The 24,629-nt window shown below is 46.2% G+C and carries 27 protein-coding genes and 1 tRNA gene; 10 read left to right on the top strand and 18 right to left on the bottom strand.

From position 1 onward, the window contains the following. Positions 1-17: 17 nt before the first annotated feature. From SD450_RS12330 to mnmE, 4 genes are all read right to left on the bottom strand, one after another. Positions 18-434, bottom strand: coding sequence for a Fur family transcriptional regulator (locus SD450_RS12330; protein ID WP_318344759.1), 417 nt, complete (start codon positions 432-434; stop codon positions 18-20). An 81-nt stretch (positions 435-515) separates the two neighbouring features. Beyond that, on the bottom strand, positions 516-875 hold the full coding sequence (locus SD450_RS12335; RefSeq protein WP_318344760.1) for a helix-turn-helix domain-containing protein: 360 nt from the start codon (positions 873-875) through the stop codon (positions 516-518). 4 nt (positions 876-879) lie between these two features. Beyond that, entirely contained in the window at positions 880-1,176 is a 297-nt protein-coding gene (locus SD450_RS12340) for a type II toxin-antitoxin system HigB family toxin (protein WP_318344761.1), read from the bottom strand. A 306-nt stretch (positions 1,177-1,482) separates the two neighbouring features. Further along, positions 1,483-2,853: a tRNA uridine-5-carboxymethylaminomethyl(34) synthesis GTPase MnmE gene (gene mnmE / locus SD450_RS12345; RefSeq protein WP_318344762.1), complete on the bottom strand. Its 1,371-nt coding sequence runs from the start codon at positions 2,851-2,853 to the stop codon at positions 1,483-1,485. Positions 2,854-2,939: 86 nt separating this feature from the next. On the opposite strand from mnmE, the gene SD450_RS12350 reads away from it, so the two are divergent. Then, positions 2,940-3,299: a DUF4870 domain-containing protein gene (locus tag SD450_RS12350; protein WP_318344763.1), complete on the top strand. Its 360-nt coding sequence runs from the start codon at positions 2,940-2,942 to the stop codon at positions 3,297-3,299. 231 nt (positions 3,300-3,530) lie between these two features. On the opposite strand, the gene dnaN is transcribed toward SD450_RS12350, so the two are convergent. The 5 genes from dnaN to SD450_RS12375 form a co-directional block, all read right to left on the bottom strand. After that, positions 3,531-4,649 carry a DNA polymerase III subunit beta gene (gene dnaN / locus SD450_RS12355; RefSeq protein WP_318344764.1) on the bottom strand — a complete coding sequence of 373 codons (1,119 nt, stop codon included), beginning with the start codon at positions 4,647-4,649 and terminating at the stop codon, positions 3,531-3,533. A 119-nt stretch (positions 4,650-4,768) separates the two neighbouring features. Next, on the bottom strand, positions 4,769-6,433 hold the full coding sequence (gene gldG / locus SD450_RS12360) for a gliding motility-associated ABC transporter substrate-binding protein GldG (RefSeq protein WP_318344765.1): 1,665 nt from the start codon (positions 6,431-6,433) through the stop codon (positions 4,769-4,771). Then, positions 6,430-7,161: a gliding motility-associated ABC transporter permease subunit GldF gene (gene gldF, locus SD450_RS12365; protein ID WP_318344766.1), complete on the bottom strand. Its 732-nt coding sequence runs from the start codon at positions 7,159-7,161 to the stop codon at positions 6,430-6,432. The genes gldG and gldF overlap by 4 nt, the downstream gene beginning before the upstream one ends. Continuing rightward, positions 7,161-7,463 (bottom strand): putative quinol monooxygenase, encoded by a 303-nt coding sequence (locus SD450_RS12370; RefSeq protein ID WP_108424702.1) that lies wholly within the window; start codon positions 7,461-7,463, stop codon positions 7,161-7,163. Before SD450_RS12370 ends, gldF begins: the two co-directional genes overlap by 1 nt. Then, on the bottom strand, positions 7,464-8,294 hold the full coding sequence (locus tag SD450_RS12375) for an SAM hydrolase/SAM-dependent halogenase family protein (RefSeq protein WP_318344767.1): 831 nt from the start codon (positions 8,292-8,294) through the stop codon (positions 7,464-7,466). It abuts the gene before it with no gap. A gap of 119 nt (positions 8,295-8,413) precedes the next feature. Between SD450_RS12375 and SD450_RS12380 the strand changes: the two genes are divergently transcribed. The 5 genes from SD450_RS12380 (at position 8,414) to acs (ending at position 14,406) form a co-directional block, all read left to right on the top strand. Next, a complete protein-coding gene (locus tag SD450_RS12380) occupies positions 8,414-9,373 on the top strand; it encodes a PhoH family protein (protein ID WP_072879408.1) in 960 nt (319 codons plus the stop codon). Between the two features lies 1 nt (position 9,374). Beyond that, on the top strand, positions 9,375-10,334 hold the full coding sequence (locus SD450_RS12385) for a phosphoribosylaminoimidazolesuccinocarboxamide synthase (RefSeq protein WP_318344768.1): 960 nt from the start codon (positions 9,375-9,377) through the stop codon (positions 10,332-10,334). 73 nt (positions 10,335-10,407) lie between these two features. After that, positions 10,408-10,662 carry a DUF4212 domain-containing protein gene (locus tag SD450_RS12390; protein WP_318344769.1) on the top strand — a complete coding sequence of 85 codons (255 nt, stop codon included), beginning with the start codon at positions 10,408-10,410 and terminating at the stop codon, positions 10,660-10,662. Beyond that, complete coding sequence (locus SD450_RS12395; RefSeq protein WP_318344770.1) at positions 10,662-12,437, top strand: sodium:solute symporter family protein; 1,776 nt, start codon at positions 10,662-10,664, stop codon at positions 12,435-12,437. Before SD450_RS12390 ends, SD450_RS12395 begins: the two co-directional genes overlap by 1 nt. Positions 12,438-12,498: 61 nt before the next feature. After that, complete coding sequence (gene acs, locus SD450_RS12400; RefSeq protein ID WP_318344771.1) at positions 12,499-14,406, top strand: acetate--CoA ligase; 1,908 nt, start codon at positions 12,499-12,501, stop codon at positions 14,404-14,406. A 1-nt stretch (position 14,407) separates the two neighbouring features. On the opposite strand, the gene SD450_RS12405 is transcribed toward acs, so the two are convergent. From SD450_RS12405 to SD450_RS12420, 4 genes are all read right to left on the bottom strand, one after another. Next, on the bottom strand, positions 14,408-15,085 hold the full coding sequence (locus SD450_RS12405; RefSeq protein WP_318344772.1) for a 3'-5' exonuclease: 678 nt from the start codon (positions 15,083-15,085) through the stop codon (positions 14,408-14,410). Beyond that, positions 15,085-17,004 (bottom strand): DUF294 nucleotidyltransferase-like domain-containing protein, encoded by a 1,920-nt coding sequence (locus tag SD450_RS12410; RefSeq protein ID WP_318344773.1) that lies wholly within the window; start codon positions 17,002-17,004, stop codon positions 15,085-15,087. The genes SD450_RS12405 and SD450_RS12410 overlap by 1 nt, the downstream gene beginning before the upstream one ends. A 182-nt stretch (positions 17,005-17,186) precedes the next feature. Further along, positions 17,187-17,375 (bottom strand): hypothetical protein, encoded by a 189-nt coding sequence (locus tag SD450_RS12415; RefSeq protein ID WP_318344774.1) that lies wholly within the window; start codon positions 17,373-17,375, stop codon positions 17,187-17,189. 95 nt (positions 17,376-17,470) lie between these two features. After that, positions 17,471-17,544, bottom strand: a tRNA-Met gene (locus SD450_RS12420). Between the two features lie 139 nt (positions 17,545-17,683). Here SD450_RS12420 and SD450_RS12425 point away from each other — a divergent pair. Next, the gene (locus SD450_RS12425; protein WP_151888707.1) at positions 17,684-18,067 is read left to right on the top strand and encodes an START-like domain-containing protein; all 384 of its coding nucleotides are present in this window, start codon (positions 17,684-17,686) and stop codon (positions 18,065-18,067) included. Between the two features lie 53 nt (positions 18,068-18,120). Beyond that, positions 18,121-18,975 carry an aminotransferase class IV gene (locus SD450_RS12430; protein WP_318344775.1) on the top strand — a complete coding sequence of 285 codons (855 nt, stop codon included), beginning with the start codon at positions 18,121-18,123 and terminating at the stop codon, positions 18,973-18,975. Here the strand turns inward: SD450_RS12430 and SD450_RS12435 are convergent. The 5 genes from SD450_RS12435 to SD450_RS12455 form a co-directional block, all read right to left on the bottom strand. After that, entirely contained in the window at positions 18,968-19,528 is a 561-nt protein-coding gene (locus SD450_RS12435) for a YqgE/AlgH family protein (RefSeq protein WP_318344883.1), read from the bottom strand. The two genes, SD450_RS12430 and SD450_RS12435, sit on opposite strands and share 8 nt — an antisense overlap. A gap of 123 nt (positions 19,529-19,651) precedes the next feature. Beyond that, the gene (locus SD450_RS12440; RefSeq protein WP_072879184.1) at positions 19,652-19,924 is read right to left on the bottom strand and encodes an HU family DNA-binding protein; all 273 of its coding nucleotides are present in this window, start codon (positions 19,922-19,924) and stop codon (positions 19,652-19,654) included. A gap of 177 nt (positions 19,925-20,101) precedes the next feature. Further along, positions 20,102-21,067 (bottom strand): methionyl-tRNA formyltransferase, encoded by a 966-nt coding sequence (fmt, locus tag SD450_RS12445; protein ID WP_318344776.1) that lies wholly within the window; start codon positions 21,065-21,067, stop codon positions 20,102-20,104. Beyond that, positions 21,045-22,940, bottom strand: a complete 1,896-nt coding sequence (locus tag SD450_RS12450) for a RecQ family ATP-dependent DNA helicase (protein WP_318344777.1) — start codon at positions 22,938-22,940, stop codon at positions 21,045-21,047. Before SD450_RS12450 ends, fmt begins: the two co-directional genes overlap by 23 nt. Further along, positions 22,940-23,503 (bottom strand): ATP-binding protein, encoded by a 564-nt coding sequence (locus SD450_RS12455; RefSeq protein WP_318344778.1) that lies wholly within the window; start codon positions 23,501-23,503, stop codon positions 22,940-22,942. The genes SD450_RS12450 and SD450_RS12455 overlap by 1 nt, the downstream gene beginning before the upstream one ends. 87 nt (positions 23,504-23,590) lie before the next feature. Between SD450_RS12455 and SD450_RS12460 the strand changes: the two genes are divergently transcribed. Together SD450_RS12460 and SD450_RS12465 are read left to right on the top strand one after the other, a co-directional pair. Further along, the gene (locus SD450_RS12460; RefSeq protein WP_318344779.1) at positions 23,591-23,878 is read left to right on the top strand and encodes a DUF493 family protein; all 288 of its coding nucleotides are present in this window, start codon (positions 23,591-23,593) and stop codon (positions 23,876-23,878) included. A gap of 86 nt (positions 23,879-23,964) precedes the next feature. Continuing rightward, on the top strand, positions 23,965-24,615 hold the full coding sequence (locus SD450_RS12465; protein WP_318344780.1) for a DUF4290 domain-containing protein: 651 nt from the start codon (positions 23,965-23,967) through the stop codon (positions 24,613-24,615). The last annotated feature ends 14 nt before the right edge of the window (positions 24,616-24,629 follow it).

Below are 24,629 nucleotides of genomic sequence, written 5' to 3' on the forward strand. Positions count from 1 at the left end.
ATGCAACGGAAGTGCATTTACACCAAAGTACATTTATCGCACACCCCCTTCAACACGAGATTGGCGTCTTCGGCAACAAAACCCTCGGGAAGATTTATGTGAGGTATCTTGTGCTCGGTAAGGCATACGGTCTCATTGCATTGGTTGCAATGAAAATGCAGGTGCAGGTCCTGCTCAAGTTCACAATTGCAACCAGGTTCGCACAGCGCATACTTTTGGGTCCCGGTTCCATCATCAATTTGGTGGGCAATGCCTTTGTCCTCAAAGGTTTTTAATGTTCTGTACAATGTGGTTCGTTCCACTTTTGAAAAGGCCGATTCAATATCGGTCAATGATATGGCCACTTCTTTCTGTGCCAGGTGCTTATAGATGAGGATGCGCATTGCCGTGGGCCGTATTCCCTTACTTTCCAGTATTTTTTCGATCTCTTTCATTTTTGTCCTGTTTTGCTTCTTGGATCGGTCGGTTATACCTTATGCGCATGAAAAGAGCAAATAGTGGGCTGTTAACAACTTTTATTGAAGGATGATGTCACTATCTATGTTCAATTTTTGGTGCAGTGCCTTGGCGACATTAAGGGTAATTTCTCGCTTTCCATTGAGGTAATCACTGATTCTAGAGGCACTGGTGTTTAACAGTGTAGCCAGGTCTTTTCTTTTCAGGCCCATTTCGAACATACGAAGCTCAATCATTTCCTGTAAAGTGGGCAATCCCATTGGAAAATGGATTTCTTCATATTGTTCGATGATATCGCTGACCTCGATAAGTTCTTTTGACAAAGGAGAACCTTCAGGAGTATTATCATTGACCTTCTTTAGCAATTCTTCCAAGCGAAGATTGGCATCTATATATTGTTTGTGTGATATGGTACTCATGTTATTATAATTTATCGATATCCTTTAATCTACTATAATCTTTGTGATTGCCGACCCATCTTATATAGACCCTTTTTATATTGAAAAGAACAATGGCAACTATCCTATAATGGTTTCCTTTAATGTTGAAAACATACCTGTTGTTTCCAACATTATCTACTGAATTGAACATGTTCTTCACATCGGCAAAACTTTCCCATTCGGCCCTTTTGGTTCTTTTATACCAATCCTGCAAGGCTACTTTGGCATTTGTTTCTTTGGAGAAATAGTCTCTTAACTTTTTGAACGAAATGATATGCACTTAATGAATGTGTGATTATAGTAATCCAAAGATACATTAAAATTCCATAAATTGTAATTTTTTTACATATAGTGTGAAATATGAAGTTGATTGCAAAAGGCTCAATGACCCCTATCCATATTTAGGCGTAGTTGTCAGTCACGACTAGAGAATCCAGCCTTCTTGATGAAGTTTTAGAAGGATAAGCAGTTCCTTTCAAGTTTCAAGTGAAGTCAAAAGTTGGAAAAGGAAAAGATAAAATCAAATGGAGAAGGTGTTCGCAATAAACTGATAATCATAAATATATAAAATGTTGGAAGAACTGATTTACTTACCGATACAGAAATTGGAAAAGATATTGCCCAAAAGATCATCGGTGGTCACACTTCCTGTAATCTCACCCAGATGATAGAGTGCCTGTCGGATATCAATGGCCATCAAATCACTGGAAAGGTCCATGTCCAGGCCCTCCTTCACTTTTTGGATCTCTTCCAAAGCCTTGAGCAGGGCATCATAGTGCCTGCTATTGGAAACTATGGTGGTATCGCCACTCAATGCCCCCGAGTCCACTAACGATAAAAGCTGGTTTTCCAGTTCGGAAATGCCTTGTTTGTGCTTGGCGGAGAGAAAAAGCACATTGGGAACCATTTGCTTTATTTTTTCGATACCATCGGGACTTAATAAATCCATTTTATTGCAGATGGGCAACAATTTTTTGTTGGGGTACCGATTCCTGATCTGTTCCAGTTCGGAAGGGTCAAAATCCATCCCATCAAAAAGGTAAATGATGAGGCGGGCCTTTTCGATTTTATCGAAAGTACGTTCGATGCCAATTTTTTCGACCACGTCTTGGGTTTCCCTGATTCCTGCGGTATCGATGAACCTGAAATTGATGCCCTTGAGGCTGATATGGTCCTCAACGGTATCTCGGGTGGTTCCGGCAATTTCACTGACGATGGCCCTTTCTTCATTGAGCAATACGTTGAGCAATGTGGATTTTCCCACATTGGGTTGCCCGACGATGGCCACGGGGATGCCATGTTTGATCACATTGCCCAAAGCAAAGGAATCAATCAGTTTTTTAAGGACTTCGCTGATTTTGGTCAACAATTCATTGAACTGTGTCCTATCGGCGAACTCTACATCCTCTTGGGAAAAGTCGAGTTCCAATTCAATCAACGAAGCAAAGTTCAACAGTTCTTGTCGCAGCTGATGGATCTCATTGCTGAAACCTCCCCTCATTTGCTGCATGGCGATGTCATGGGCCGCTTCACTGTCACTGGCAATAAGGTCTGCCACAGCTTCGGCCTGGCTCAGATCCATCTTGCCATTCAGAAATGCACGCAGTGTAAACTCCCCAGCGGAAGCGGTGCGGCAACCATTTCGCAGCAAGAGTTGGATGATCTGTTGTTGGATAAAGGGAGACCCGTGGCAGGAAATTTCCACCACGTTTTCACCCGTATAGGAATGGGGTCCCTTAAAAATGGACACCAGTGCTTCGTCCAAAACCTTTTTTCCATCCACTATATGCCCCAAATGGATGGTATGGGTCTTCTGGTTTTTGAGTTTTTTTCCTTTGATGGATTGGAAAATGTTGTCCACCAAAGCCATGGCATCGGGTCCCGAGACCCGGATCACGGCAATGGCCCCAGTGCCCGAAGGAGTTGCCAAGGCCACTATGTTATCTGCGTATGACATGGGTACAAAAGTACGAATAAGTGGAAAGCTGTAACATTTTTGGGAATTTACATACTGATAAGTTGAATCATCAAAACAATCAAAAAATGGAAGTCATCAATCACACCACCGTTAGAAAGGACACCACTTTGTTGTCCGTTGCACATCTTACCCAGCTTTTGCACTACGTGACCGGCTTTGGAGGATTCATTGTTCCGCTCATCATTTGGCTGGCATCCAGAAAAAGTGTCGAGGGCATGGATGAACATGGAAAAGCGATCATCAACCTCCAATTGAGTTTGTTGCTTTACATCATATTGAGCATTCCGGCCATATTGTTGTTGGGACTGGGCATATTGGGACTTATTGCCGTAGGTATTATGGGATTTGTATTGCCGATAGTAAATGCTGTCAAAGCGGCCAATGGGGAATCACCTTCGTATTTTATGACGATAAAGTTTCTTTAAAAGAAAAAGCTGGGGAATTGTTCTCCAGCTTTTGTTTTTCATATTATAGAGGATACGCTGTTTATTTTGATGGAAATTCGTCAATTCGAGTGTTTTTTTGAATGTAAAAGCAAAAAAATATATCGAGAATCAGAATTTCATTGTCAAAAACTTTGTTCTCGATACTTTTCCCTTTGGGAAAAACTCGAACTGACATCCCCTCTTTTAATAAGAGTTTAATGATACTGTAAATCAACTATTGAGCATCACGGGCATTACAAGCATGGTCACATGCTCACCTTCATCCAATCCATCGATGGGGGTAAGGATGCCAGCTCGATTGGGCAAACTCATTTCCAAGGAAACATCATCCGAGGACAGGTTGTTGAGCATTTCCAACAAAAACCTGGAATTGAAGCCTATCTGCATATCATCGCCTTGGTAGGAACATGAGAGTCTTTCCTCGGCCTTGTTGCTGTAATCCACATCCTCAGCAGAAATATTGAGCTCTGCTCCGGCAATCTTTAAACGGATTTGGTGCGTGGTCTTGTTGGAGAAAATGGAAACCCTGCGCACCGAACTCAAGAACTGGTTTCTGGAAATGGTGAGCTTATTGGGGTTTTCCTTTGGAATTACTGCTTCGTAATTGGGGTATTTCCCATCGATCAACCTACAGATGAGTACCGTGTTGTCAAAAATGAATTTGGCATTGCTGTCGTTGTACTCTATGGTCACTTCGGATTCCGAACCGGCCAATATGCCCTTCAAAAGGTTCAATGGCTTCTTGGGCATGATGAACTCGGCCACTTGGGAAGCACTTACATCCTGACGTTGGTATTTCACCAATTTGTGCGCATCTGTGGCCACAAAGGTGAGATTCTCAGGGGAGAACTGGAAAAATACACCACTCATCACAGGACGAAGGTCATCGTTACCAGCGGCAAAAATGGTCTTGTTGATGGCCGTCGCCAAAATATCGCCCATCAGCGTAGTGGAGCTCGGATTGCCTACTTCCACTGCTTTTGGGAACTCGGCACCATCGGCATAGGCCAAGGCATATTTACCATGGTTGGAGCTGATTTCCACCGTATTGTTGTCCTCCACCACAAAGGTGAGGGGCTGCTCGGGAAAGGTTTTCAAGGTCTCCAGCAACAGGCGCGCAGGCACGGCAATGGCACCTTCGGCATCGGAATCCACTTCCAGCACAGAGCTTATGGTGGTTTCAAGGTCCGATGCGGATACGGTCAATTGGTTTTTCTTCAGGTCGAACAAAAAATTGTCGAGGATGGGCAGGGTATTGCTATTGTTGATAACTCCTCCCAAAACCTGCAATTGTTTCAATAAATATGTACTGGATACGATAAACTTCATCAAAGAAATTCTTTAGTATTGTTGGCCATCCGGTCGATATTTCCCTGAACAGGCCTTATAAAATAGATAAAAGCAAATATATCCCAAAAGGGATTAGTAAAGAAACAAAATTATTAACATTAAGCGCTGAATTTCCGCTTTCGGTAAAAGCTGAAGAACGTGCCAAAAATCAAGGTCAAAACCACTGGAACTCCAATGTTTATCAACTGCCATTTTGTTTTTTGGGACACAATTTTTTCAACATCCAACAAGGGAATGGACACTTTTCGGTTCCTAATGTTTATAAGTCCGGTGTCGTCCAAAAGATAGTTGGTGCTGTTCACCAAGAATTCCTTGTTGCCATAAAAGCTATTGGTCCATTTGTCATAACCCAGCTCCAAGGGTCTGCCGTTCCGCAATTGGTTTTTGATAAGATCACCGTCGGAAATCACCAGCATTTGGTTGGCCGGGCCATCATCCAAAGTGTTCTGGAGGTCCAAAGGCTTCACCCTGTTCTTGTACATGGAAGAAAAATTACCTTCGACCAAAACGGCCAAGGGAAGATTGCCATTGTTGTACAGCTCTTTATTGGGCGGACTGTTGAGGATGTCCAAACTGACCTGTCTGGGCACACCATCTGTTTTTGAAAGGGGAGAACTTCGTAACAGCACCGTTTTGCTGTAATCATTCTCCAATAGCTCGATGGTATTGGCAAACTGGAACCGAACCGCCTCAATATTGGTGTTGATGGGATGATCGTTCCTGGAAAAGACCATGGGATAATAATACCAGGGCAATGGGTTATACTGGGAATCATTGCCTTCGCCTGTCGCCAAAACAATCTGGGTGAAATAGAGGTCGTTGACCAGCACGGGATCTATCCTGATACCATAGGAAAAGAAAAGGTCCTTCAGGTTCAGCTCTCGGGGAAGTGCAAAAGCACTGCCTCCTCCTGCATAGATGCTGTCCATTTCCATGGCCACTTGATCCATCAACCAAATGGATTTACCGCCCTGCACCATAAATTGGTCCATCACAAATTTTTCTTCATCCGTAAATGCTTGGGTAGGCTTGGCGATAACCGCCAAATCAAAACCTTTAAGCTGGTCCAAAACCTTCTGCGGATTGCTGGCCACGGAATCCAAAGTAATGGCCCCAATATTGTAATAATCCCGAATCGTGGTCAGATAATCGGCCACTTCCACGTCCCTGAGTTCCCCGTTGCCCTTGATGACGGCAATACTTTTTTTCTCGGTGATGCTCAATTTGGTGAACGCATCGGCAAAGGCATATTCTAACTGCTGCACCGAATTGTTGATGCGATCCTCAGAAGTCGAACCCAATTTGTTCTTCAACAATGGCACTTTCACGGTCTGATCATTATAATTGACCATGGCCCAAGGAAAGACCAGTTCGTTGGAGACCTTTCCATTTTCTTCCACGGTAACATTGGCAGGTTGCAGGCCAAGCCCTTGAAGCTCTGCAATGGTCTGTTGTGCGCGTTCCTCATCTTCCAGTGGGTCCACCAAGTTGTATTTGATGTTCGCATTCTTTGAAGCGAAGGATTCCAGCAATTGGATGGTCTCTGTTTTCAGACGGGAAAATTCCGGTGGGATATTGCCGTCCAAAAGTATATCGATGATCACAGGCGAATCGAATTTTTGGGCCACATCCACTGCGGGTTGCGAAAGCGTGTAGCGTTTGTCCTCCGTAAGATCGAAACGGGCGTAGGCATAACGGGCCAAAATGTTCAGGACGACCACCGCAACAAGGGCCACAAGCGCTGAAATGAGCAATTTTTTCATCGGGGCAATTGTTTTAGACGTTGGAAGGTGAGATACAGGAACAAAGCGGTCAGTGATATAAAATAGACAAGGTCCCGGGTATCCATCACGCCCCGGGCAATACTGTCAAAATGGGATCTGGCGCCAAATCCCTGAACCATTTGTTGGGTCTCTCCATTGGCGAACAAAGAGGAAACGGCATCAAATCCATTGAAGATCAAAAAGCAGAGCAGGATGCCCACAATGAACGCAATGATCTGGTTATCGGACAGTGTGGAGGCAAAAATGCCGATGGAGGTATAGGCCGCAATCAAAAAAAGCAAGCCAAAATAGGATCCCAGCACTACTCCCAAGTCATAATTTCCTTCGATCACCCCAAGGTCGGAAATGGCAAAAACGTAAACCACCGTTGGAACGATGGCGATGATACAGAGGAGAAAAGCGCCCAAGAACTTGCCCGACACCAATTTTCCAATAGAAATGGGTTTGATGAGCAAGAGTTCCAAAGTGCCCATCTTGCGTTCTTCGGAAAAACTCTTCATGGTGATGGCAGGCACTAAAAAGACAAAGATCCATGGGGCCAGCAGGAAAAAATTGCCCAGATCGGCAAAGCCGTAATCAAAAATATTGTAATCGCCCTTGAACACCCATAGGAAAAGCCCATTGAGCAGAAGAAACGAACCCACGATCAAATAACCGATGGGCGATGTAAAAAAGGACCTGACCTCTCTCTTAAAAATTGCGAACATCAAGATGGGTTTGTTGATTGGACTTTGTTGACACTCCAGGCCTCGGCCCTGTCCGAGAACAGTTTTTTGGTATGCGCCCAGACTTCCTTGAAAAAATCGGAATTTCGATAGTTTTCCAGATCCCCTTCCTTTTCCCACAGGCTATAGGTGAAAAAAATGTTGGGGTTATCGATGTCCCGATACAAATCGACGCTGTTGCAGCCCTCAAATGCCAAGATCCTGTTTTTGGATTCATCAAAGATTTGCTCAAAACTAGGAATATTTTCGGGTTTAAAGGTGAGTTTGACGATGCGTATCAACATTTAAAGGAAATTTACGGTTACGGTGTCCCTGTAATTCAACCCAAGTAGGGAAGAGGCCCCACCCACCGAGTTCAGGTCGCTTTTAAAAATGGCCAGTTCCATATATCCCGCCGTATTGAAAAGTGCGAGGGCATCGCCCGGACCCTTGCGTTGACTTCTGTCCAGATCGTAGTTGATGATGCCGTTGTAGCTATGGTGTACCTCTTTTATTTTGGTGGTGCGTGCATTGATCTCAAAGCTCCGCCCGTTCCGATAGGCTTCAAAAAGACTCTTCTGGATGTTGGTGACCACGTTCCCATAATTGTCGATGTAGATGACATTTCCGGAAATGGTCCTTCCCTCATTCAGGATCCTTGGCTCAAATTCGCGCAGTTCCCGAAGCTCATCGAACGGTTTACCAACAACCTCCAGTTTTCCCCCACGGGCAATATGGCAGGCCACTTGGACAAAGACATTCAGCACGGGAAACGAACCGGGATTGGCATTGGGGAGGCGGATCTCCACTATTTTTTCAGGGGATATCTCCGAAGTGATCAATGACATGACCCCGTTGTTGGAACTCACAAAATAATGTCCGTCCACTTGCACTACAAGATGCTGGTTTTCAGGTGAAAGTTCAGAATCCACCCCAACAATATGCACGGTTCCCTTCGGGAAAGACGTATAGGCGTTCTTGAGGATATAGGCACATTCCTGGATATTGAAAGGGCTTATGTCATGCGAAATATCAACAATATGTACATCGGGAAGATTTGTCAATATGGTCCCTTTTACAGCACCGACAAAGTGATCCTTATGGCCGAAATCTGTAGTTAAGGTTATGATTGCCATGCCATACTGTTGATATGTTTTTCCGTCCTCAAATTGATTTTTGGTTAAGTTTGTGTGTAAAATTAATTAAAAAAGAACGAATACGATTCTTCAAAAACAACCGTAACACCTCACTTTTTTTGAACGAACTTATAATAGAACTTACGGATATCAGCCCACAGGATTTTTTTGGGCAGCAGAACGAGAACATAGAGCTCCTCAAAAAATATTTCCCCAAACTCAAGATCGTTGCCAGGGGCAACAAGATCAAGGTGTATGGCGATGAGGAACTCTTGGAGGAGTTCGATAAGCGATTCGATATGCTCACCAGCCAGTTTGCCAAGTACAACAAGTTGGACGAGAACATGATCGAGCGCGTACTCACCAGCAACGGGCAGGAAGAATATACATCATCCAGCAGCAGTGGCGATGTTTTGGTACATGGCGTCAGCGGCAGATTGATCAAGGCACAGACCGCCAACCAGCGAAGATTGGTGGATGCCTGCAAAAAGGATGACATGGTCTTTGCCATAGGCCCGGCAGGAACAGGAAAAACCTATACCGGTGTTGCCTTGGCGGTGAAAGCCCTGAAGGAAAAACAGGTCAGGCGTATCATCCTCACACGTCCAGCAGTGGAGGCAGGGGAGAACCTAGGGTTTCTTCCGGGGGATCTCAAGGAAAAACTGGATCCTTACATGCAGCCATTGTACGATGCGCTCAGGGACATGATCCCAACCGAAAAACTGGCCAAGTACATCGAGGACGGTACCATCCAGATCGCACCCATGGCCTTCATGCGCGGGCGAACCTTGGACAATGCCTTCGTGATCTTGGACGAGGCACAGAACACAACCCACGCCCAAATGAAGATGTTCCTGACCCGTATGGGCAAGAACGCCAAGTTTTTATTGACAGGTGACCCAGGACAGATAGACCTACCCAGAAGGGTGATTTCGGGACTGAAAGAGGCCCTCTTGATCCTGAAGAACATCGACGGCATCAGCATCATCTATTTGGACGAAAAAGACGTTATTCGGCATAAATTGGTCAAAAAGGTCATAGATGCCTACAAAAACATAGAGCACCAAAACCAATTTTGACATGGGGCAGAACACATTGATGTCCACGGATTTTAACTTTCCGGGACAAAAATCCGTATATAAAGGTAAGGTAAGGGAAGTCTACACACTGCAGAACGACCTGCTGGTCATGGTGGCCACCGATCGCCTATCGGCATTTGACGTGGTCATGCCCAAGGGAATCCCCTACAAAGGACAGATCTTGAACCAGATTGCCACCAAGATGATGAAGGACACGGAAGATATCGTGCCCAATTGGTTGTTGGCCACCCCAGATCCCAATGTGGCTGTGGGCAAGGCCTGCGAACCTTTTAAAGTGGAAATGGTAATCAGGGGATATCTTTCCGGACATGCGGCCAGGGAATACAAAGCAGGCAAAAGAATGCTCTGTGGCGTTCCCATGCCCGAAGGGATGAAGGAAAACGACAAGTTTCCGGAACCCATCATCACCCCGGCCACAAAGGCTGAAAAAGGCGATCATGACGAGGACATTTCCCGGGAAGACATTCTAAAACGTGGCATTGTTTCCCAAGCGGATTATGAGGTATTGGAAAAATATACCCGCGCCCTTTTCCAACGCGGAATCGAAATTGCCGCAAAGCGGGGATTGATCCTTGTGGACACCAAATATGAATTCGGAAAGACCAAGGAAGGGGAGATCGTGCTCATTGATGAGATCCACACTCCGGATTCCTCAAGGTATTTCTACACCGAAGGATATGAGCAGCGGCAGGCCAATGGCGAACCCCAAAAGCAACTTTCCAAGGAGTTTGTGCGGCAATGGCTCATCGCAAATAATTTTCAAGGATTGGAGGGGCAGACCGTTCCGGAGATGGATGACGCCTATATCGATTCTGTATCCGAAAGGTATATTGAATTGTATGAGAGCATCACAGGGGATACCTTTGTGAAAGCGGATGTTTCGAATATCTATGAACGCATTGGACAGAACATTTTCAATTATTTGAACAATTTTCGGTAAATACTTTGTATTCTTCTATTTTTTTGATGTCTTTTGTGTGGATGTTATATATTTCTCGCATCAACCTTGACAAATGGATAGCCAGCATCGAAAAAAATATTGGAAGGAAAACCTGAAATACCTTACCATTTTACTCTTCATATGGTTCGTGGTCTCCTACGGCTTCGGAATCCTTTTCGTGGATGAACTCAATACCATCCGCATGGGAGGTTTCAAGCTTGGTTTTTGGTTTGCCCAGCAGGGTTCCATCTACGTTTTCGTCATCCTCATCTTTGTCTATGTCCGCTTGATGAACAAATTGGACAAAAAATATAAGCTCGACGAATAATGGACATACAGACTTGGACGTTTCTCATCGTCGGCCTCACTTTCGCATTATATATAGGTATCGCCATTTGGACCCGGGCCAAATCCACCAAGGATTTTTACGTGGCCGGGGGAGGGGTTTCCCCATTGGCCAACGGATTGGCCACAGGTGCCGATTGGATGTCCGCAGCCTCCTTTTTGGGCATGGCCGGCATCATTGCCTTTTCGGGCTATGATGGTTCGGTGTACCTGATGGGCTGGACGGGTGGATATGTGCTTTTAGCCCTCTTATTGGCCCCCTATCTCCGCAAGTTCGGTAAGTTCACCGTTCCGGATTTTATCGGGGACCGTTACTACAGCAATGTGGCCCGAACGGTGGCCGTGATCGCTGCACTTTTTGTTTCCTTCACCTATGTTGCCGGACAGATGCGTGGCGTTGGGGTGGTTTTTTCCCGTTTTTTGGATGTGGAAGTGGACACCGGGGTCTATATTGGGATGGCCGTGGTGCTTTTCTATGCCTTTTTGGGCGGTATGAAAGGAATCACCTATACCCAAGTGGCACAATATTGCGTGCTCATCTTCGCCTTTATGGTCCCTGCAATTTTTATTTCGCTCATGGCGACAGGAAACCCGATTCCGCAGATTGGTTTTGGTTCCGCAGGAGAAGATGGGGTCTATCTTTTGGATAAATTGGATGGATTGATGACCGATTTGGGCTTTACGGCATATACCGACGGGACCAAATCCACCATGGATGTCTTCTTTATCACGGCTGCCCTGATGATGGGTACTGCGGGTTTGCCCCATGTAATCATACGCTTCTTTACTGTGCCCAAAGTTCGAGATGCCCGAAAATCGGCAGGTTACGCCCTGTTGTTCATAGCCATTTTATACACCACTGCCCCTGCCATAGCAGTCTTCGCCCGTACCAACCTAATGGAAACAGTACAGGATAAGCCCTATGAGGAAATCCCGCCCTGGTTCACCAAATGGGAGAGTACAGGCCTTATTGCATGGACCGACAAAAACGGGGATGGAAAGATCCAGTACCGACCCGGTTCCGCCATCGATGGTGGTCAGCCCCAGTTTGTGGAAAGTAGGGGCAGCTCGGGCCAACGCATGATCTCCAATGCAAGCACATCGCCCAATGAACTTTACGTGGACAGGGACATCACTGTTCTGGCCAATCCAGAAATTGCCAATCTGCCCAATTGGGTCATAGCCCTCGTGGCGGCAGGCGGTCTGGCAGCGGCTTTGTCCACGGCCGCAGGTCTTTTGTTGGTGATTTCCACTTCAATTTCCCACGATTTGATCAAAAAGCAGATAGCTCCCGATATTTCAGACAAGAAAGAATTATGGATAGCCCGTTTTTCGGCCATGCTGGCCGTGATCGTGGCTGGATATTTCGGCATCCATCCTCCCGGATTTGTGGCCTCCGTGGTGGCCCTTGCGTTTGGGCTGGCCGCTTCTTCCTTTTTTCCGGCCATTGTGATGGGTATTTTCAGCAAACGGATGAATCGGGAAGGAGCCATTTCAGGAATGGTGGCAGGACTCGCCATCACCTGTTACTACATTGCCCGTTTTAAGCTGGGTTGGATAGGAAATCCAGAAACGGCCACTGAAGCCAATTGGTGGTGGGGCATTTCCCCGGAAGGCTTTGGCACAGTGGGCATGTTGGTCAATTTCTTGATAGCCATACTAGTATCGAGGTTTACCCCGGCCCCTCCGGAAGACGTCCAGGAAATTGTGGAGAACATCCGCATTCCCAGTGGGGCGGGAGAGGCAATCGAACATTAGAACTGGACAAGGATTGCCCTCTTTTTTCGTATTTTTAAGCACATAAAATTTAATAAGCAGCATGAGTAATTACCACATCAAACATTTGGAAGAATATTTTCAGGTCTATCGCAAATCCGTCAGAAATCCTGAAAGTTTTTGGGAAGAAGTAGCCGAGGAACATTTCCATTGGAGAAAGCGGTGGAACTCAGTTTTGGAGTGGGATTTTACAAAGCCAGAGATCAAATGGTTTGATGGGGCCGAGCTCAACATTACCGAAAATTGCATCGATCGCCATTTACGCATTCGGGGAGACAAGACCGCCATCATTTTTGAACCCAATGACCCCAAGGAGGCCGCCGAACATATCACCTATACCCAACTGCACGAGCGTGTGTGCAAGTTTGCGAACGTGCTGAAGGACCAAGGCGTGAAGAAAGGGGATAGGGTTGTGGTCTATTTGCCCATGATCCCCGAACTGGCCATATCCATATTGGCCTGTGCGCGTATCGGAGCGGTCCATTCCGTGGTTTTTGCCGGATTTTCATCAACGGCTTTGGCCACACGGATCAATGATTGTGGGGCCAAGATTGTGTTGACCTCGGATGGTTCCTACAGAGGGAACAAGACCATCGACCTAAAGGGCATTGTGGACGACGCCTTGGAGCAATGCCCGGACGTGGCTACGGTATTGGTGAAAAAGCGCACCGGGGAAAAAGTGAAAATGAAAGAAGGTCGTGACCAGTGGATAGAGCCGTTGTTGGACAGGGCCTATTCCGACTGTGTTCCTGAAATTGTGGACGCTGAGCATCCTTTGTTCATATTGTACACTTCTGGTTCAACGGGTCGCCCCAAAGGGATGGTCCATACTACTGGTGGATATATGGTGTACACGGCCTATACCTTCAAAAATGTGTTCCAGTATCGAGAAGAGGATGTGTATTGGTGTACGGCCGATATTGGTTGGATAACCGGGCACTCCTATATTGTGTATGGCCCATTGGCCAATGGTGCTACCACGGTCATGTTCGAAGGTGTTCCTTCCTATCCGGATCACGGAAGGTTCTGGGAAGTTGTTGAAAAGCATAAGGTGACCCAATTTTACACCGCCCCCACAGCAATCAGGGCCTTGGCCAAAAAAGACCTGGACTTTGTCACCAAATATGAGCTTTCCAGCCTTAAGGTGCTGGGAACTGTGGGAGAACCCATCAATGAGGAGGCATGGCACTGGTACAACGACCATGTGGGGAACAAGAAATGTCCCATTGTGGACACCTGGTGGCAAACGGAAACGGGAGGCATCCTGATTTCCCCCATTCCCTTTTCGACCCCCACAAAACCCACCTATGCCACTTTGCCCATGCCAGGGGTGCAACCTGCACTGATGGACGAAAACGGTAAGGAGATCAAAGGGAACCAAGTGGACGGCCGATTGTGCATTAAATTCCCTTGGCCTTCCATAGCACGTACCATTTGGGGAGACCATAAAAGATATAGGGACACGTACTTTGCTGCTTTCGAGGGCATGTATTTTACAGGTGATGGCGCTTTGAGGGATGAAGTGGGCTATTACCGTATCACCGGAAGGGTAGATGATGTGATCATCGTTTCCGGGCACAATTTGGGCACGGCACCGATTGAAGATGCCATCAACGAACACCCAGCGGTCGCGGAATCGGCCATTGTCGGTTTCCCGCATGACATCAAGGGCAATGCTTTGTATGGCTTCGTAATCTTGAAGGAGATCGGTGAAGGACGGAACCGGGAAAACCTTGAAAAGGAGATCAATCAACTCATCACGGAACATATTGGTCCAATCGCCAAATTGGACAAGATCCAATTCGTGGCCGGTCTGCCCAAGACCCGTAGCGGAAAGATCATGAGGCGTATCCTACGGAAAATAGCATCCAAGGACACTGATAACATGGGAGATACTTCAACTTTGTTGAACCCCGAAGTGGTTGATGATATTATAAAGGAAAGTAAATAGCTTAAAGACCCAATCTTGGAGGATCTTGTTTTTTAATGAGATCCTTTACGTTTCTTGGGGCCAACTTTTCCACGATGCGTACAAACGCGATTGCGGTAATAAGTGCGTCGCCAAGGGCAGTATGCCTGTCTTTTTTGGAAATGCTGAACTTTTCGGCCAGCTCGTCCAAAGCGTATTTTTCTTTCTTTTGGAGCACATTGGAGGTGAGCAGGGTCCGTTTATAGAGCAGCCCTGTGTCCAAGGTTTTGTTTTTCAGTTTGGGAAGTCCGTTTCTTTTCAATGCCGCATTGACCATGTTCACGTCGAACATCACATGGTGGCCGACCAGCACATGGTTTTTTATGTAGCCAAGAAACAGTTTTAAGGCTTCCAACTCGGAAATGCGCTCTCGTTTGCCCTTTCTAAGGATACCATGGATTTCCGCGCTTTCGGCATCGTAGTGTTCTTGCTGGATATAGACTTCAAAACTGTCCTTCACAGCTATGCTGCCGCATATCAATTTCACCGCACCGATGCACAACATCCTGTCCCTGTCCAAACGGAACCCCGTGGTCTCAGTGTCCCATACAATAAAGGTGTTATCCTGTACCTTCTCGGGGAGTTTTTGTCGAAAACCATCCTCATATTCCCACCAAAAAGGAGGAAGTTCCAGTTGTTTTTTTGAGGAGAAGGGCCACATCAGCGCAACAGGTTTTTGACTTGGAACCGTATTTCTATCAACGATTGGATCTCTTTGATGGTCTTGAATGTCCTTTTCAGTTTGATCTTTTCCTCTTTGTTCAGTTTGTCCAATGCGATGAACCTGCCCGAATCGTTGTGCAGCAAACCATGTTTGGTCCTGAACTTCAAAAGTGCTTTGCTGGCATAGGAGCAGGCGAGGTAAACTTCCTTGTTCTGCGGTTCCAGTTCTGCCAGTTTCTCATAACGCTCGGCGGTGTTGTTGATGGACTTTACGGAATGTGACAGGATAAGCACCCGAGCGGCATCCACCAAGGGCATCAATGCTCGTAGTTTTAGGTCGAAGAAATCCTTGTGGGCCCCATCCTGTTCCACCAAAAAATCCCTAAAAAAGCCTGACGGGGAAGGATTCTGTAGTGCACCACTGGCCAAATGGGTGAGGAACTGGGGGAATTTCTTTACGTTGTCAAAAATGTGCAACGAAAGCTGATCGGCCAATGCCTTTTCACCATAGGTGACATTGAAATCAAAAAAGATGGAGGACAACAGCACTTCTTCTGGGCCAGGGTTGCCCATCCAATGGGTGGTCACTTCTTTCCATTCGTCCAGACTATGGCACCACAATGGGTTGGAGGCCATCATCTCTGCTGGACAATATTCAAACCCGATGGTGTTCAGTTCCATGGATATGATGCTTCCGAGCTTTAGAAAATAGTCACGGGTGGCCTGAGACTCACTTTTAGGCACATTTTCATAGAGAATGGCATTGTCCTGATCGGTGTTAAGCAATTGCTCGCCCCTGCCTTGGCTGCCCAGGGTGAGCCAAGCAAACTTGACGGGAGGTTCCAATTCCATTTTTTTAATGGAGATGTCGATGACCTGCTTGATGGTGGCATCATTGAGCTCCGAGATGATCTTGGAGACCAGCCCAATCGGGATGTTTTCTTCCAAATATCCCTGCAACAAGCTCATGATGCTTTGCCGGATACTGCGCAATCGTTTGGAATCCCTGGCCCTTTTGATGGCCCGTAGCAGTACGGCAGGGTTGTTCCCCATGGCCACCATGACATCGTGTTTTGAAAGTATCCCGACTGCGGATGTGTCGGTTGTCCCATCTTCGGTGAGTACCAAATGACTGATGTTGCTTTTCATCATGGCCATTTGCGCCTGTGTCACCGTAAGTTCCTTCGGATAAGTGATCGCGGGGGTCGTCATGATAGATTTGGCACTGCCCGTGATGGGGAACAGTCCGGTTGCCACTTTTTCCCTTAGATCCTTATCGGTGATGATGCCTACGGGCAACCCATCCTTTACAACCAAAATACTGCTTACATTGTGCTTGCCCATGGTGTTGGCGATGGTCTTGATCTGGGTGCCTTCGGTACAGGTGATCAAATCCGAGGAATACCGCACCGGTTGTAGGTCCAACAATTTGGTCTCTTGGCCTTGGCTCGGTTCATTGCTGACCCCATATAACTTTCCCCGATGCTTTTGGGAGTAGGGATTTCGGGTGTTGGAAGCAAAGCTTTCGATCAAAAAATCACCGACCCGATGGTTCTGCAGGGCAAGCGGCTTAAATTCCTTGATGGGAATGGCATAGAGTATGGTCTCCTCATGTGCCTTGGCCTCAAGTTTATAGTTCTCATGGGCCAGCAAGGGGCGTAGCCCAAAAACATCACCTTCGTCACAAATGTCCAGAATCTGTGTGGAACCTTTTTTGGTGAGCGCCACGGCGCCTTTGTGGACCACATAAAAAAAATCGTGCGGGGCTTCTTTCTCCGAGAATACGATACTGTTACTTTCCTTGTGGAGAATGGTCACCTCATAGGAAAGGGCTTCGAGCTGCCCGCTTTCCAATGCACTGAACGGAGGGTAGTTTTTGAGAAAATCCGCGACACGTTCGGAAATGGTGTTTTTCATAGTACAAAAGTAAACCTTGGACTCGACTATGGGAAGTTACTTTGATCTGTTCACGACATTGTTTCTCTTCCGTAGCGAGATTTACTCACTTCCCATCGTTTGTCTTGTTGTAGGCCCGTATCATGAGTATGGACCAGATGGCCACCAGCACAATGACTGCAATGGAAAACCATAGAACGATATCATTTGCTGTCATTGTCCACAAGTTTTAAGTAAATCATGACGCCCAGAAGCGTTGGTGCCCAAAGCCCCACAAAAAGGCCATGTTCCGGACTTCCGTTAAGGAATAGATATTCTGCCACCAAGATGATCAGGGCGCATAGGATGAGCATGAGCAAATTGGCGGTTCCCAGCTTTTTGAAGTAGTTCATTCTAAGGTTGGTTTAAAGTCTTCAAGTTAGGAAAAAAAGCATCGCGAAGAAATAAAAAAGCCATTCAACTGAAGACCAGCTAAATGACTTTTTTGTAGCGAGAGGGAGACTTGAACTCCCGACCTCAGGGTTATGAATCCTGCGCTCTAACCACCTGAGCTACCTCGCCGTGATTCTGTTAAGCGGGTGCAAATATATAGTTTAATTTTTGCTGAATCAAAATTCGGGATTAATTTATTATTTGACATTTATTTTTTTATCTTCCCAAACTATATCAAATGTTGAAAAGGATTAATCAGGACATTATAATGAGCGATAAGGTTAAATTTGAAATTGAGTTTGTCATACAAGCATCCCCACAGTTGCTTTACCAATATATTTCCACTCCTTCGGGTCTTTCCGAATGGTATGCCGACAATGTGAATTCCCGTGGCGAAGTGTTCACCTTTATCTGGGACGGGGCCGAGGAAAAGGCCAAAATGTTGAAACGAAAAAGTGAGGAATTTGTGAAATTTTCCTGGGTGGAGAACGAGGATGGTTCCTTTTTTGAAATGAGGATCATTGTGGATGAGATCACCAAGGATGTTTCCCTCTTTATCACCGATTTTGCCGAAGACGATGAAGTGGACGAGGCCAAAATGCTCTGGGAAAACCAAATATCCGACCTGAAACAAGTTCTGGGTTCCAAATAGACCATTTCTCCGTGATACCGTATCTTTGGTCCCGATAAAACGGGACTTTTTTCATGTTCAATTACAACGGTAAGCTTTTTTCTGACGAGACCCATGTGCTCTCCCATACCAATAGGGGACTAAAATATGGCGATGCACTTTTTGAGACGCTCAGATGTGTCCACGGCACCCTCTTTTTTTGGGAGGAACACTATTTTAGGCTGATGGCCTCCATGCGTATCCTCAGAATGGAAATTCCGATGGAGTTCACCTTGGAGTTTTTGGAAGCGGAAATAAAGAAAACCATTGAGGGGAACCAACAGGGAAATGCCCCGGTGAGGGTGCGGCTGACGATTTTCAGGAACGGGGAAGGACTTTATGGCCCTGAGACCAACAACATTTCCTACCTCATTGAAACCAAAACCTTGGATTCCCCATTCTATTTGGTGAACGAAGGGGAGTATGAAGTGGAGATCTTCAAGGACTATTATGTGAACAAGGATATGCTGTCCAATTTGAAGACCACGAACAAACTGTTGCACGTGGTGGCCAGTGTCTATGCCAAGGAAAATGGTTATGCCAATTGTCTTTTGGTGAACACGGACAAGCAGGTGGTGGAAGGCATCAACGGGAATCTGTTTTTGGTGCAGGGCAATGTGGTAAAGACTCCACCCTTGGCAGATGGGTGCCTGGATGGCATCATCAGGAAAAAAATCATAGAGATTGTTTCAGCGGCCGAAAATCTGGAACTGGTGGAGGAATCCATTTCCCCATTTGAGCTGCAAAAATCGGATGAGATGTTCTTGACCAACAGCATTGTGGGCATTCAACCCATCAGCAGGTATCGAAAAAAGCAATTTGGGAACACCATCGGGAAAAGTTTGGTAGGCAAACTGAACGCCAGGGCACGAGTGTCCCAGACTAGTTGAGGGACGGGTTTTCCGGTGCGTTGGACCAAAGGAGGTAATCACCACCCAGTTCAACCATTTTTTCCTTCCAGAACGCTAGGGACGATTTTTCGAGAATACCACTTTGGTATTCATTCTGTAACACGATCCATGATTTTGAGGAAAGTTCTTGGTCCAATTGACTGGAACCCCATCCAGAATACCCCAAAAAGAAACGGATGTCCTGTTCCGTGATGGTCCCATTGTTGATGAGTTCCACGGTCTTTTCAAAGTTGCCGCCCCAAAAAATACCATCGGAAATTTCCACACTGTCGGCAATGAGTTGGGGCACTTTATGGATAAAGTAAAGATTGTCCTGCTCCACAGGTCCCCCGTTGAACACTTGAAAAGGTATGGTGATTTCAGAAATAAGATCACAGATGGTATAGTCCAAAGGCTTGTTCAGGATAAAGCCCACAGAGCCTTCTTGGTTATGCTCTGCCAGGAGCACCACGGACCTGTTAAAGGATACATCCCCGGTAAGCGAAGGTTCCGCGACTAGCAATTTCCCTTTTTTTGGTTTGTGGCCCACCATTTTCATAGGAGTCAAGCTTCTTATTTGTTGTATAATATACAACATTTATGAAAACTGCAAACCCCATAAACTAAAAAAGCACTCCCTTTTGGAAGTGCTTTCATATATTAAAACAATAATTGATTAGTTAACTGCACCGCTCAATTCAGCACCTGCTTTGAACTTTACAACGTTCTTGGCAGCAATCTTGATGGTCTTACCAGTCTGAGGGTTCCTACCTTCTCTGGCACTTCTTTTGGAAACTGACCAAGAACCAAAACCTACCAAGGAAACCCTGTTTCCTTTTTTAAGTGATCCCTCTACATTTCCCAAGAAAGATTCCAATGCCTTTTTTGCTGCTGCCTTAGTGATGCCAGCATCAGCTGCCATAGCATCGATTAATTCTGTTTTGTTCATAATGGAATTAAATTAATTGTTGTTAAAATAATTTTAATGCTAAACAAATTTATACGGATTTGGCAGTAACGCAAGCAAAACCAAGGGAAATAGGGGTTTTTGTTGATAACTTCAAACGTTTGTTGATAAAGTCGGAAAAAATTGACACTTTTTTGCCAGCCCAATCATAGCAAGGGATTAGCGAAGGTGGGCGTCCCCATCCAGATTCAATCCGTTCAAAACCTCAGTGACCTTCATCCGTCGCTTTCCAGAAAATTGAAGTTCCAACAGATGTAAGTAACCACCCTTAACGGCCACTTTCATGGATTTTTTGTCCGCAATCAACTTACCGACCTTAAGTCCATGTTGTGCGGGTTCCATTTGGGTCACATAAATTTTCAGGGGTTCTTCCATATCCTTATTGATAATGGTGGTCCATGCTCCGGGATAGGGGCTGAGTCCCCTGATAAGGTTATGGATACCTTCTAAAGATGCGTTCCAATCGATTTGGCAGGTTTCCTTGTGGATCTTGGGAGCTGGTTTTAGCTCGCCGCTTTCGTTCTGTTCACTTACGGTGGCAGTTCCAGCTGCAATCTGTTTGCAGGTTTCCACGACCAAATCCCCACCAATTTCCATCAATCGGTCGTGCAGGCTACCAACATTGTCCTCAGGATTGATTTTTTCCTTGGCCTGAAGGATGATGTTCCCAGTATCTATTTTTTCATCAATAAAAAAGGTAGTGACCCCCGTTTCCGTTTCCCCGTTGATGATGGCCCAGTTGATGGGTGCCGCTCCACGGTATTGGGGCAGGAGCGAGGCATGAAGGTTGAAGGTGCCATATTCCGGCATGTTCCAGACCGCTTTGGGCAACATCCTAAAGGCCACGACCACTTGCAGATTGGCGTTAAGGCCTTTGAGTTCTTCCAAAAAGCCCTCATCCTTCAAATTGATGGGCTGTAATACCTTCAATTGGTGCTGCACCGCGAATTCCTTGACCGCGGATTGCTGTAGTTTACGGCCACGTCCAGCGGCCCTGTCCGGTGCGGTGACCACGCCGACCACGTTCAGTCCGGCTTCCAATATGCGTGCAAGGCTGCCCACCGCAAAGTCGGGCGTGCCCATGAACACGATGCGGAGGTCCTTATTTTTTGATGCTGTACTCATTTCTTGTGTTTAACAGGACCTTTTCGTCCTCAAGCAACTGTTGCAAGGTCTTCAAAAGTGCTTTTTCGTCGGCACCTGTGGCCTTTTCCAACTGTCTTGAAGTGCTGGGTGCAATCTGCAATAGGGCCAACACCCGTTCTCCGAGGTTTGGCAGTGATCCTTTCTTTTCCTTTCTGGTGCAAATATCGCAAGTGCCACACTTTTCCTTGACCGTTTCTCCAAAATATTTCAAAAGATAAGTGCTCCGACATTCCTCCCTGTTGTCAATATACCCCAACATGGCCATCATATTGCTTTGCTTTACCCTGTTGAAATCCCTGATCTTTTTCGCAAAGGGATTTATGGTATGGTCGTCCTCCCTAGGCACCAAAAAGGTGATTTCGAGATCGCTGGTCGTGTTTTGGTAGTCCACCATACCATCTTCCGCAAGCTGATGCAGTATTTTTTTGAGGCCAGCCTCGCTCTCATTGGTTTTTTTGGAAAGCAGGTACAGGTCAATCTTGGTGTCATATTCCGTGATGCCGCCATAGGTCCGTAAAATGGTCTGGACCACAGGGGCCGTGGTGCGATTTTTCCCCAAATACTCGAAAATGGCCGCTTTTGGGGCAATGAACCTCAGGATATTCTTCTCATTGAAATTGTCGGAAAGCGAAAGCACCGAATTTTGGTCCAGGATACGGAACGCATGGAAAGTCATATTGGGGTTGAAACCATAACGGTTGCAAAATTCATTGAACTTGAAGGCCAAGGGTTCTGGGACCAATTCCCCGTAAGAAATCTGGAAATGGTTGTTCAGCTTGGAATACACTTTTTTTACAAAATCCACATCGGGCAGGGACGATAAAAATTGCTCCTTGGCCCGTTCCTTGTCCTCGTTGGAGGTGAGGATAATGGCTGTGGATGGTTTGCCGTCCCTTCCGGCTCTACCGGCCTCCTGAAAATAGCTTTCCAGACTGTCCGGCACCTGATAATGGATGACCAGGCGCACATCGGGTTTGTCCACGCCCATACCAAAGGCATTCGTGGCCACCATTACCCGAATTTCACCGCTTAACCAAAGGTTAAGTTTCTGCTCTTTTTCGGACTTGGTGATGCCACCATGAAAAAAAGCGGAGGTGAACCCTTGCTTGATCAAGAAGTTGGAGAGGGACACACACATTTTCCGTGACCGGACATAGACAATGGAGCTGCCCGGTATCTTGCCCATATATTTATTGAGTTGGTAGAGTTTGTCCTCTGTATGCTTTACTTTGAACGCAATGTTGGCCCTGGAAAAGGAATCTTTGAATACCTCGGCATTGTCCATTCTAAGGTTTTCCAAAATGTCTTCCACCACTTGTGGTGTGGCCGTTGCCGTCAAGGCCATCATGGGAATGCCGGGGGCCAGTTCCCTAAGGATGGTACAACCCAAATAGGCAGGCCTGAAATCATTTCCCCATTGCGAGATGCAGTGGGCCTCGTCTATGGCAATCAGGTTTACGTTCATCTCTTGGATACGTTCCTGCACGATGCTCTGCTGCAAGCGTTCTGGGGACAGGTAGAGGAACTTATAGTTGCCAAAAAGGCAATTGTCCAGAAGGTCGTTGAGTTCATCGGACGGGATGCCCCCTGTCAGTGCAATGGCTTTGATCCCTCTTTTTTTCAATTGGGCCACCTGGTCCTGGATCAGGGCCACCAAGGGTGACACCACGATGCAGATACCTTCCTGGGCCAATGCGGGTACCTGATAGCAGATGGATTTTCCCCCGCCCGTGGGCATCAGGGCCAAGACGTCACTTCCTGAAAGCACGGTATCGATAATGGCTTTTTGGGACCCCCGAAAACCATCATGACCCCAGAACTCTTTTAGAATGGCAGTGGTCTCCTTTTGCACTACATTTTTTTAAGGGCTTCCAAAATGAAGGAAATACGTTTGGGAACTATATCTTTGGGCACTTCAATAGGCTCGTAACCATACTGCGAATAGGTGTTCATCAGGGCATGGTGTATTTTTTCCGCCTCTTCATAGGTTTCCAGTCGCTCATTGTCCGACACATAGATTTCTTCCCATGGCGGTACGATAAAGACAGTATCATATCGATGGTCCTCAATGTATTTCACAAACTTTTCGTCGTAGGTCTGCCCAAAAAAATCCATATAAGCAAGGACATCGGGAATGCCCCGGTCAAAGAAACTGATGGGGGCATCTATCTTGAGCGATTCCTTAAAATGTGCCGTGCGACCTTCCAAAAGATCTTTGTTGAATTGCAGGGCATCATCAACAAAAACCAACGGGTTGGAAACGAAAACATTGGATTCTCCCCCTTGCTTTGCCTTGGAGGTCATGTCCCTTATGATTTCATGGAAGCAATGGAACCCCTTGTTTTCCAGTTCTTTGATGATGGATGTTTTCCCTGTTCCGGGAGCACCGGTAATGACAGTTTTGTTCTTGCCCAAACGCACTATTTTAGCTTTACAAAGTAATGAAATAGCCCGAAGGAAAAAAAATTGTCGGGTAAGCCATATATTTGTAAAAAATACAAGATGAAGAAGGAGAACACGGACGAGTTTTATGCGCGGCTCAAGGAGCAATTGCTGGAGAATACCAATTGGCCTTCCAACTACCTCTACAAATTCATAGTGCCCACGGACGACGAACGCATTGCACAGATCCAAGATATTTTTGATAACACGGGGGCCGTCATCGAGTCCAAAAAGTCCAAGAACGGTAACTATACCAGTCTTTCCATTACCGTGAACATGAAAGATCCGGACGAGGTGATCAAAAAATACAAGGAAGTGGCCGTCGTTGAGGGCGTTATTTCCCTGTAAGCATAAAGATTGCCATAATTTTACTATTTTGCGGACGTTATCGGATAGATACTTCGCCATAACATAACTTCATTAAATCCTTTGATTTGAACCTAGTAGAAAATTTAGAATACAACACCGAACGCCCAAAGCTTTTTATTCCGGAATACGGCCGTCATTTTCAAAAAATGGTGGACCATGCCGTTTCCATAGCGGATAGGGACGAACGGAACAAAGAGGCCAAGGCCATCATAAGCGTTATGGGTAATTTGCAGCCCCATTTGAGGGACGTGCCAGACTTCCAGCATAAATTGTGGGACCAATTGTTCATCATGTCCGACTTCAAATTGGATGTGGACTCCCCGTTCCCCATCACCTCCAAGGAAGTTTTGCAACAACGTCCAGAGCCGTTGGAATATCCGCAGAACCATCCCAAATACCGTTTTTATGGCAACAACATCAAGCGAATGATCGATGTGGCCGTAAAATGGGAAAAGGGGGACATGCGTTCAGGGCTGGAGTACGCCATTGCCAACCACATGAAGAAATGTTACCTGAACTGGAACAAGGACACCGTTGAGGATTCCGCCATCTTTGCGCACTTGAAAGAAATGAGCGACGGACAGATAGATTTGGCCAGAGATGGGGAGAACCTGACCGAGAGTGGACAGTTCCTCAAAAACCGTCCGGCCAAATCCAACAGGAACAACAACGGCGGAACAAAAAAGAGTCAGCGTAGCCGAAAGAAAAGATACTAAACTCCAAACGCTCC

Origin of the sequence: Flagellimonas baculiformis (assembly GCF_033441575.1) — a bacterium.
GTDB classification, from domain to species: Bacteria; Bacteroidota; Bacteroidia; order Flavobacteriales; family Flavobacteriaceae; genus Flagellimonas; species Flagellimonas baculiformis.

Bases quoted from the DNA above. Each gene is read 5' to 3' on its own strand.
- SD450_RS12330 (WP_318344759.1), bottom strand. From the start codon at position 434: ATGAAAGAGATCGAAAAAATACTGGAAAGTAAGGGAATACGGCCCACG.
- SD450_RS12335 (WP_318344760.1), bottom strand. From the start codon at position 875: ATGAGTACCATATCACACAAACAATATATAGATGCCAATCTTCGCTTG.
- mnmE (WP_318344762.1), bottom strand. From the start codon at position 2,853: ATGTCATACGCAGATAACATAGTGGCCTTGGCAACTCCTTCGGGCACT.
- SD450_RS12350 (WP_318344763.1), top strand. From the start codon at position 2,940: ATGGAAGTCATCAATCACACCACCGTTAGAAAGGACACCACTTTGTTG.
- dnaN (WP_318344764.1), bottom strand. From the start codon at position 4,649: ATGAAGTTTATCGTATCCAGTACATATTTATTGAAACAATTGCAGGTT.
- gldG (WP_318344765.1), bottom strand. From the start codon at position 6,433: ATGAAAAAATTGCTCATTTCAGCGCTTGTGGCCCTTGTTGCGGTGGTC.
- gldF (WP_318344766.1), bottom strand. From the start codon at position 7,161: ATGTTCGCAATTTTTAAGAGAGAGGTCAGGTCCTTTTTTACATCGCCC.
- SD450_RS12370 (WP_108424702.1), bottom strand. From the start codon at position 7,463: ATGTTGATACGCATCGTCAAACTCACCTTTAAACCCGAAAATATTCCT.
- SD450_RS12375 (WP_318344767.1), bottom strand. From the start codon at position 8,294: ATGGCAATCATAACCTTAACTACAGATTTCGGCCATAAGGATCACTTT.
- SD450_RS12385 (WP_318344768.1), top strand. From the start codon at position 9,375: ATGGGGCAGAACACATTGATGTCCACGGATTTTAACTTTCCGGGACAA.
- SD450_RS12390 (WP_318344769.1), top strand. From the start codon at position 10,408: ATGGATAGCCAGCATCGAAAAAAATATTGGAAGGAAAACCTGAAATAC.
- SD450_RS12395 (WP_318344770.1), top strand. From the start codon at position 10,662: ATGGACATACAGACTTGGACGTTTCTCATCGTCGGCCTCACTTTCGCA.
- acs (WP_318344771.1), top strand. From the start codon at position 12,499: ATGAGTAATTACCACATCAAACATTTGGAAGAATATTTTCAGGTCTAT.
- SD450_RS12405 (WP_318344772.1), bottom strand. From the start codon at position 15,085: ATGTGGCCCTTCTCCTCAAAAAAACAACTGGAACTTCCTCCTTTTTGG.
- SD450_RS12410 (WP_318344773.1), bottom strand. From the start codon at position 17,004: ATGAAAAACACCATTTCCGAACGTGTCGCGGATTTTCTCAAAAACTAC.
- SD450_RS12415 (WP_318344774.1), bottom strand. From the start codon at position 17,375: ATGAACTACTTCAAAAAGCTGGGAACCGCCAATTTGCTCATGCTCATC.
- SD450_RS12425 (WP_151888707.1), top strand. From the start codon at position 17,684: ATGAGCGATAAGGTTAAATTTGAAATTGAGTTTGTCATACAAGCATCC.
- SD450_RS12430 (WP_318344775.1), top strand. From the start codon at position 18,121: ATGTTCAATTACAACGGTAAGCTTTTTTCTGACGAGACCCATGTGCTC.
- SD450_RS12435 (WP_318344883.1), bottom strand. From the start codon at position 19,528: ATGGTGGGCCACAAACCAAAAAAAGGGAAATTGCTAGTCGCGGAACCT.
- SD450_RS12440 (WP_072879184.1), bottom strand. From the start codon at position 19,924: ATGAACAAAACAGAATTAATCGATGCTATGGCAGCTGATGCTGGCATC.
- fmt (WP_318344776.1), bottom strand. From the start codon at position 21,067: ATGAGTACAGCATCAAAAAATAAGGACCTCCGCATCGTGTTCATGGGC.
- SD450_RS12460 (WP_318344779.1), top strand. From the start codon at position 23,591: ATGAAGAAGGAGAACACGGACGAGTTTTATGCGCGGCTCAAGGAGCAA.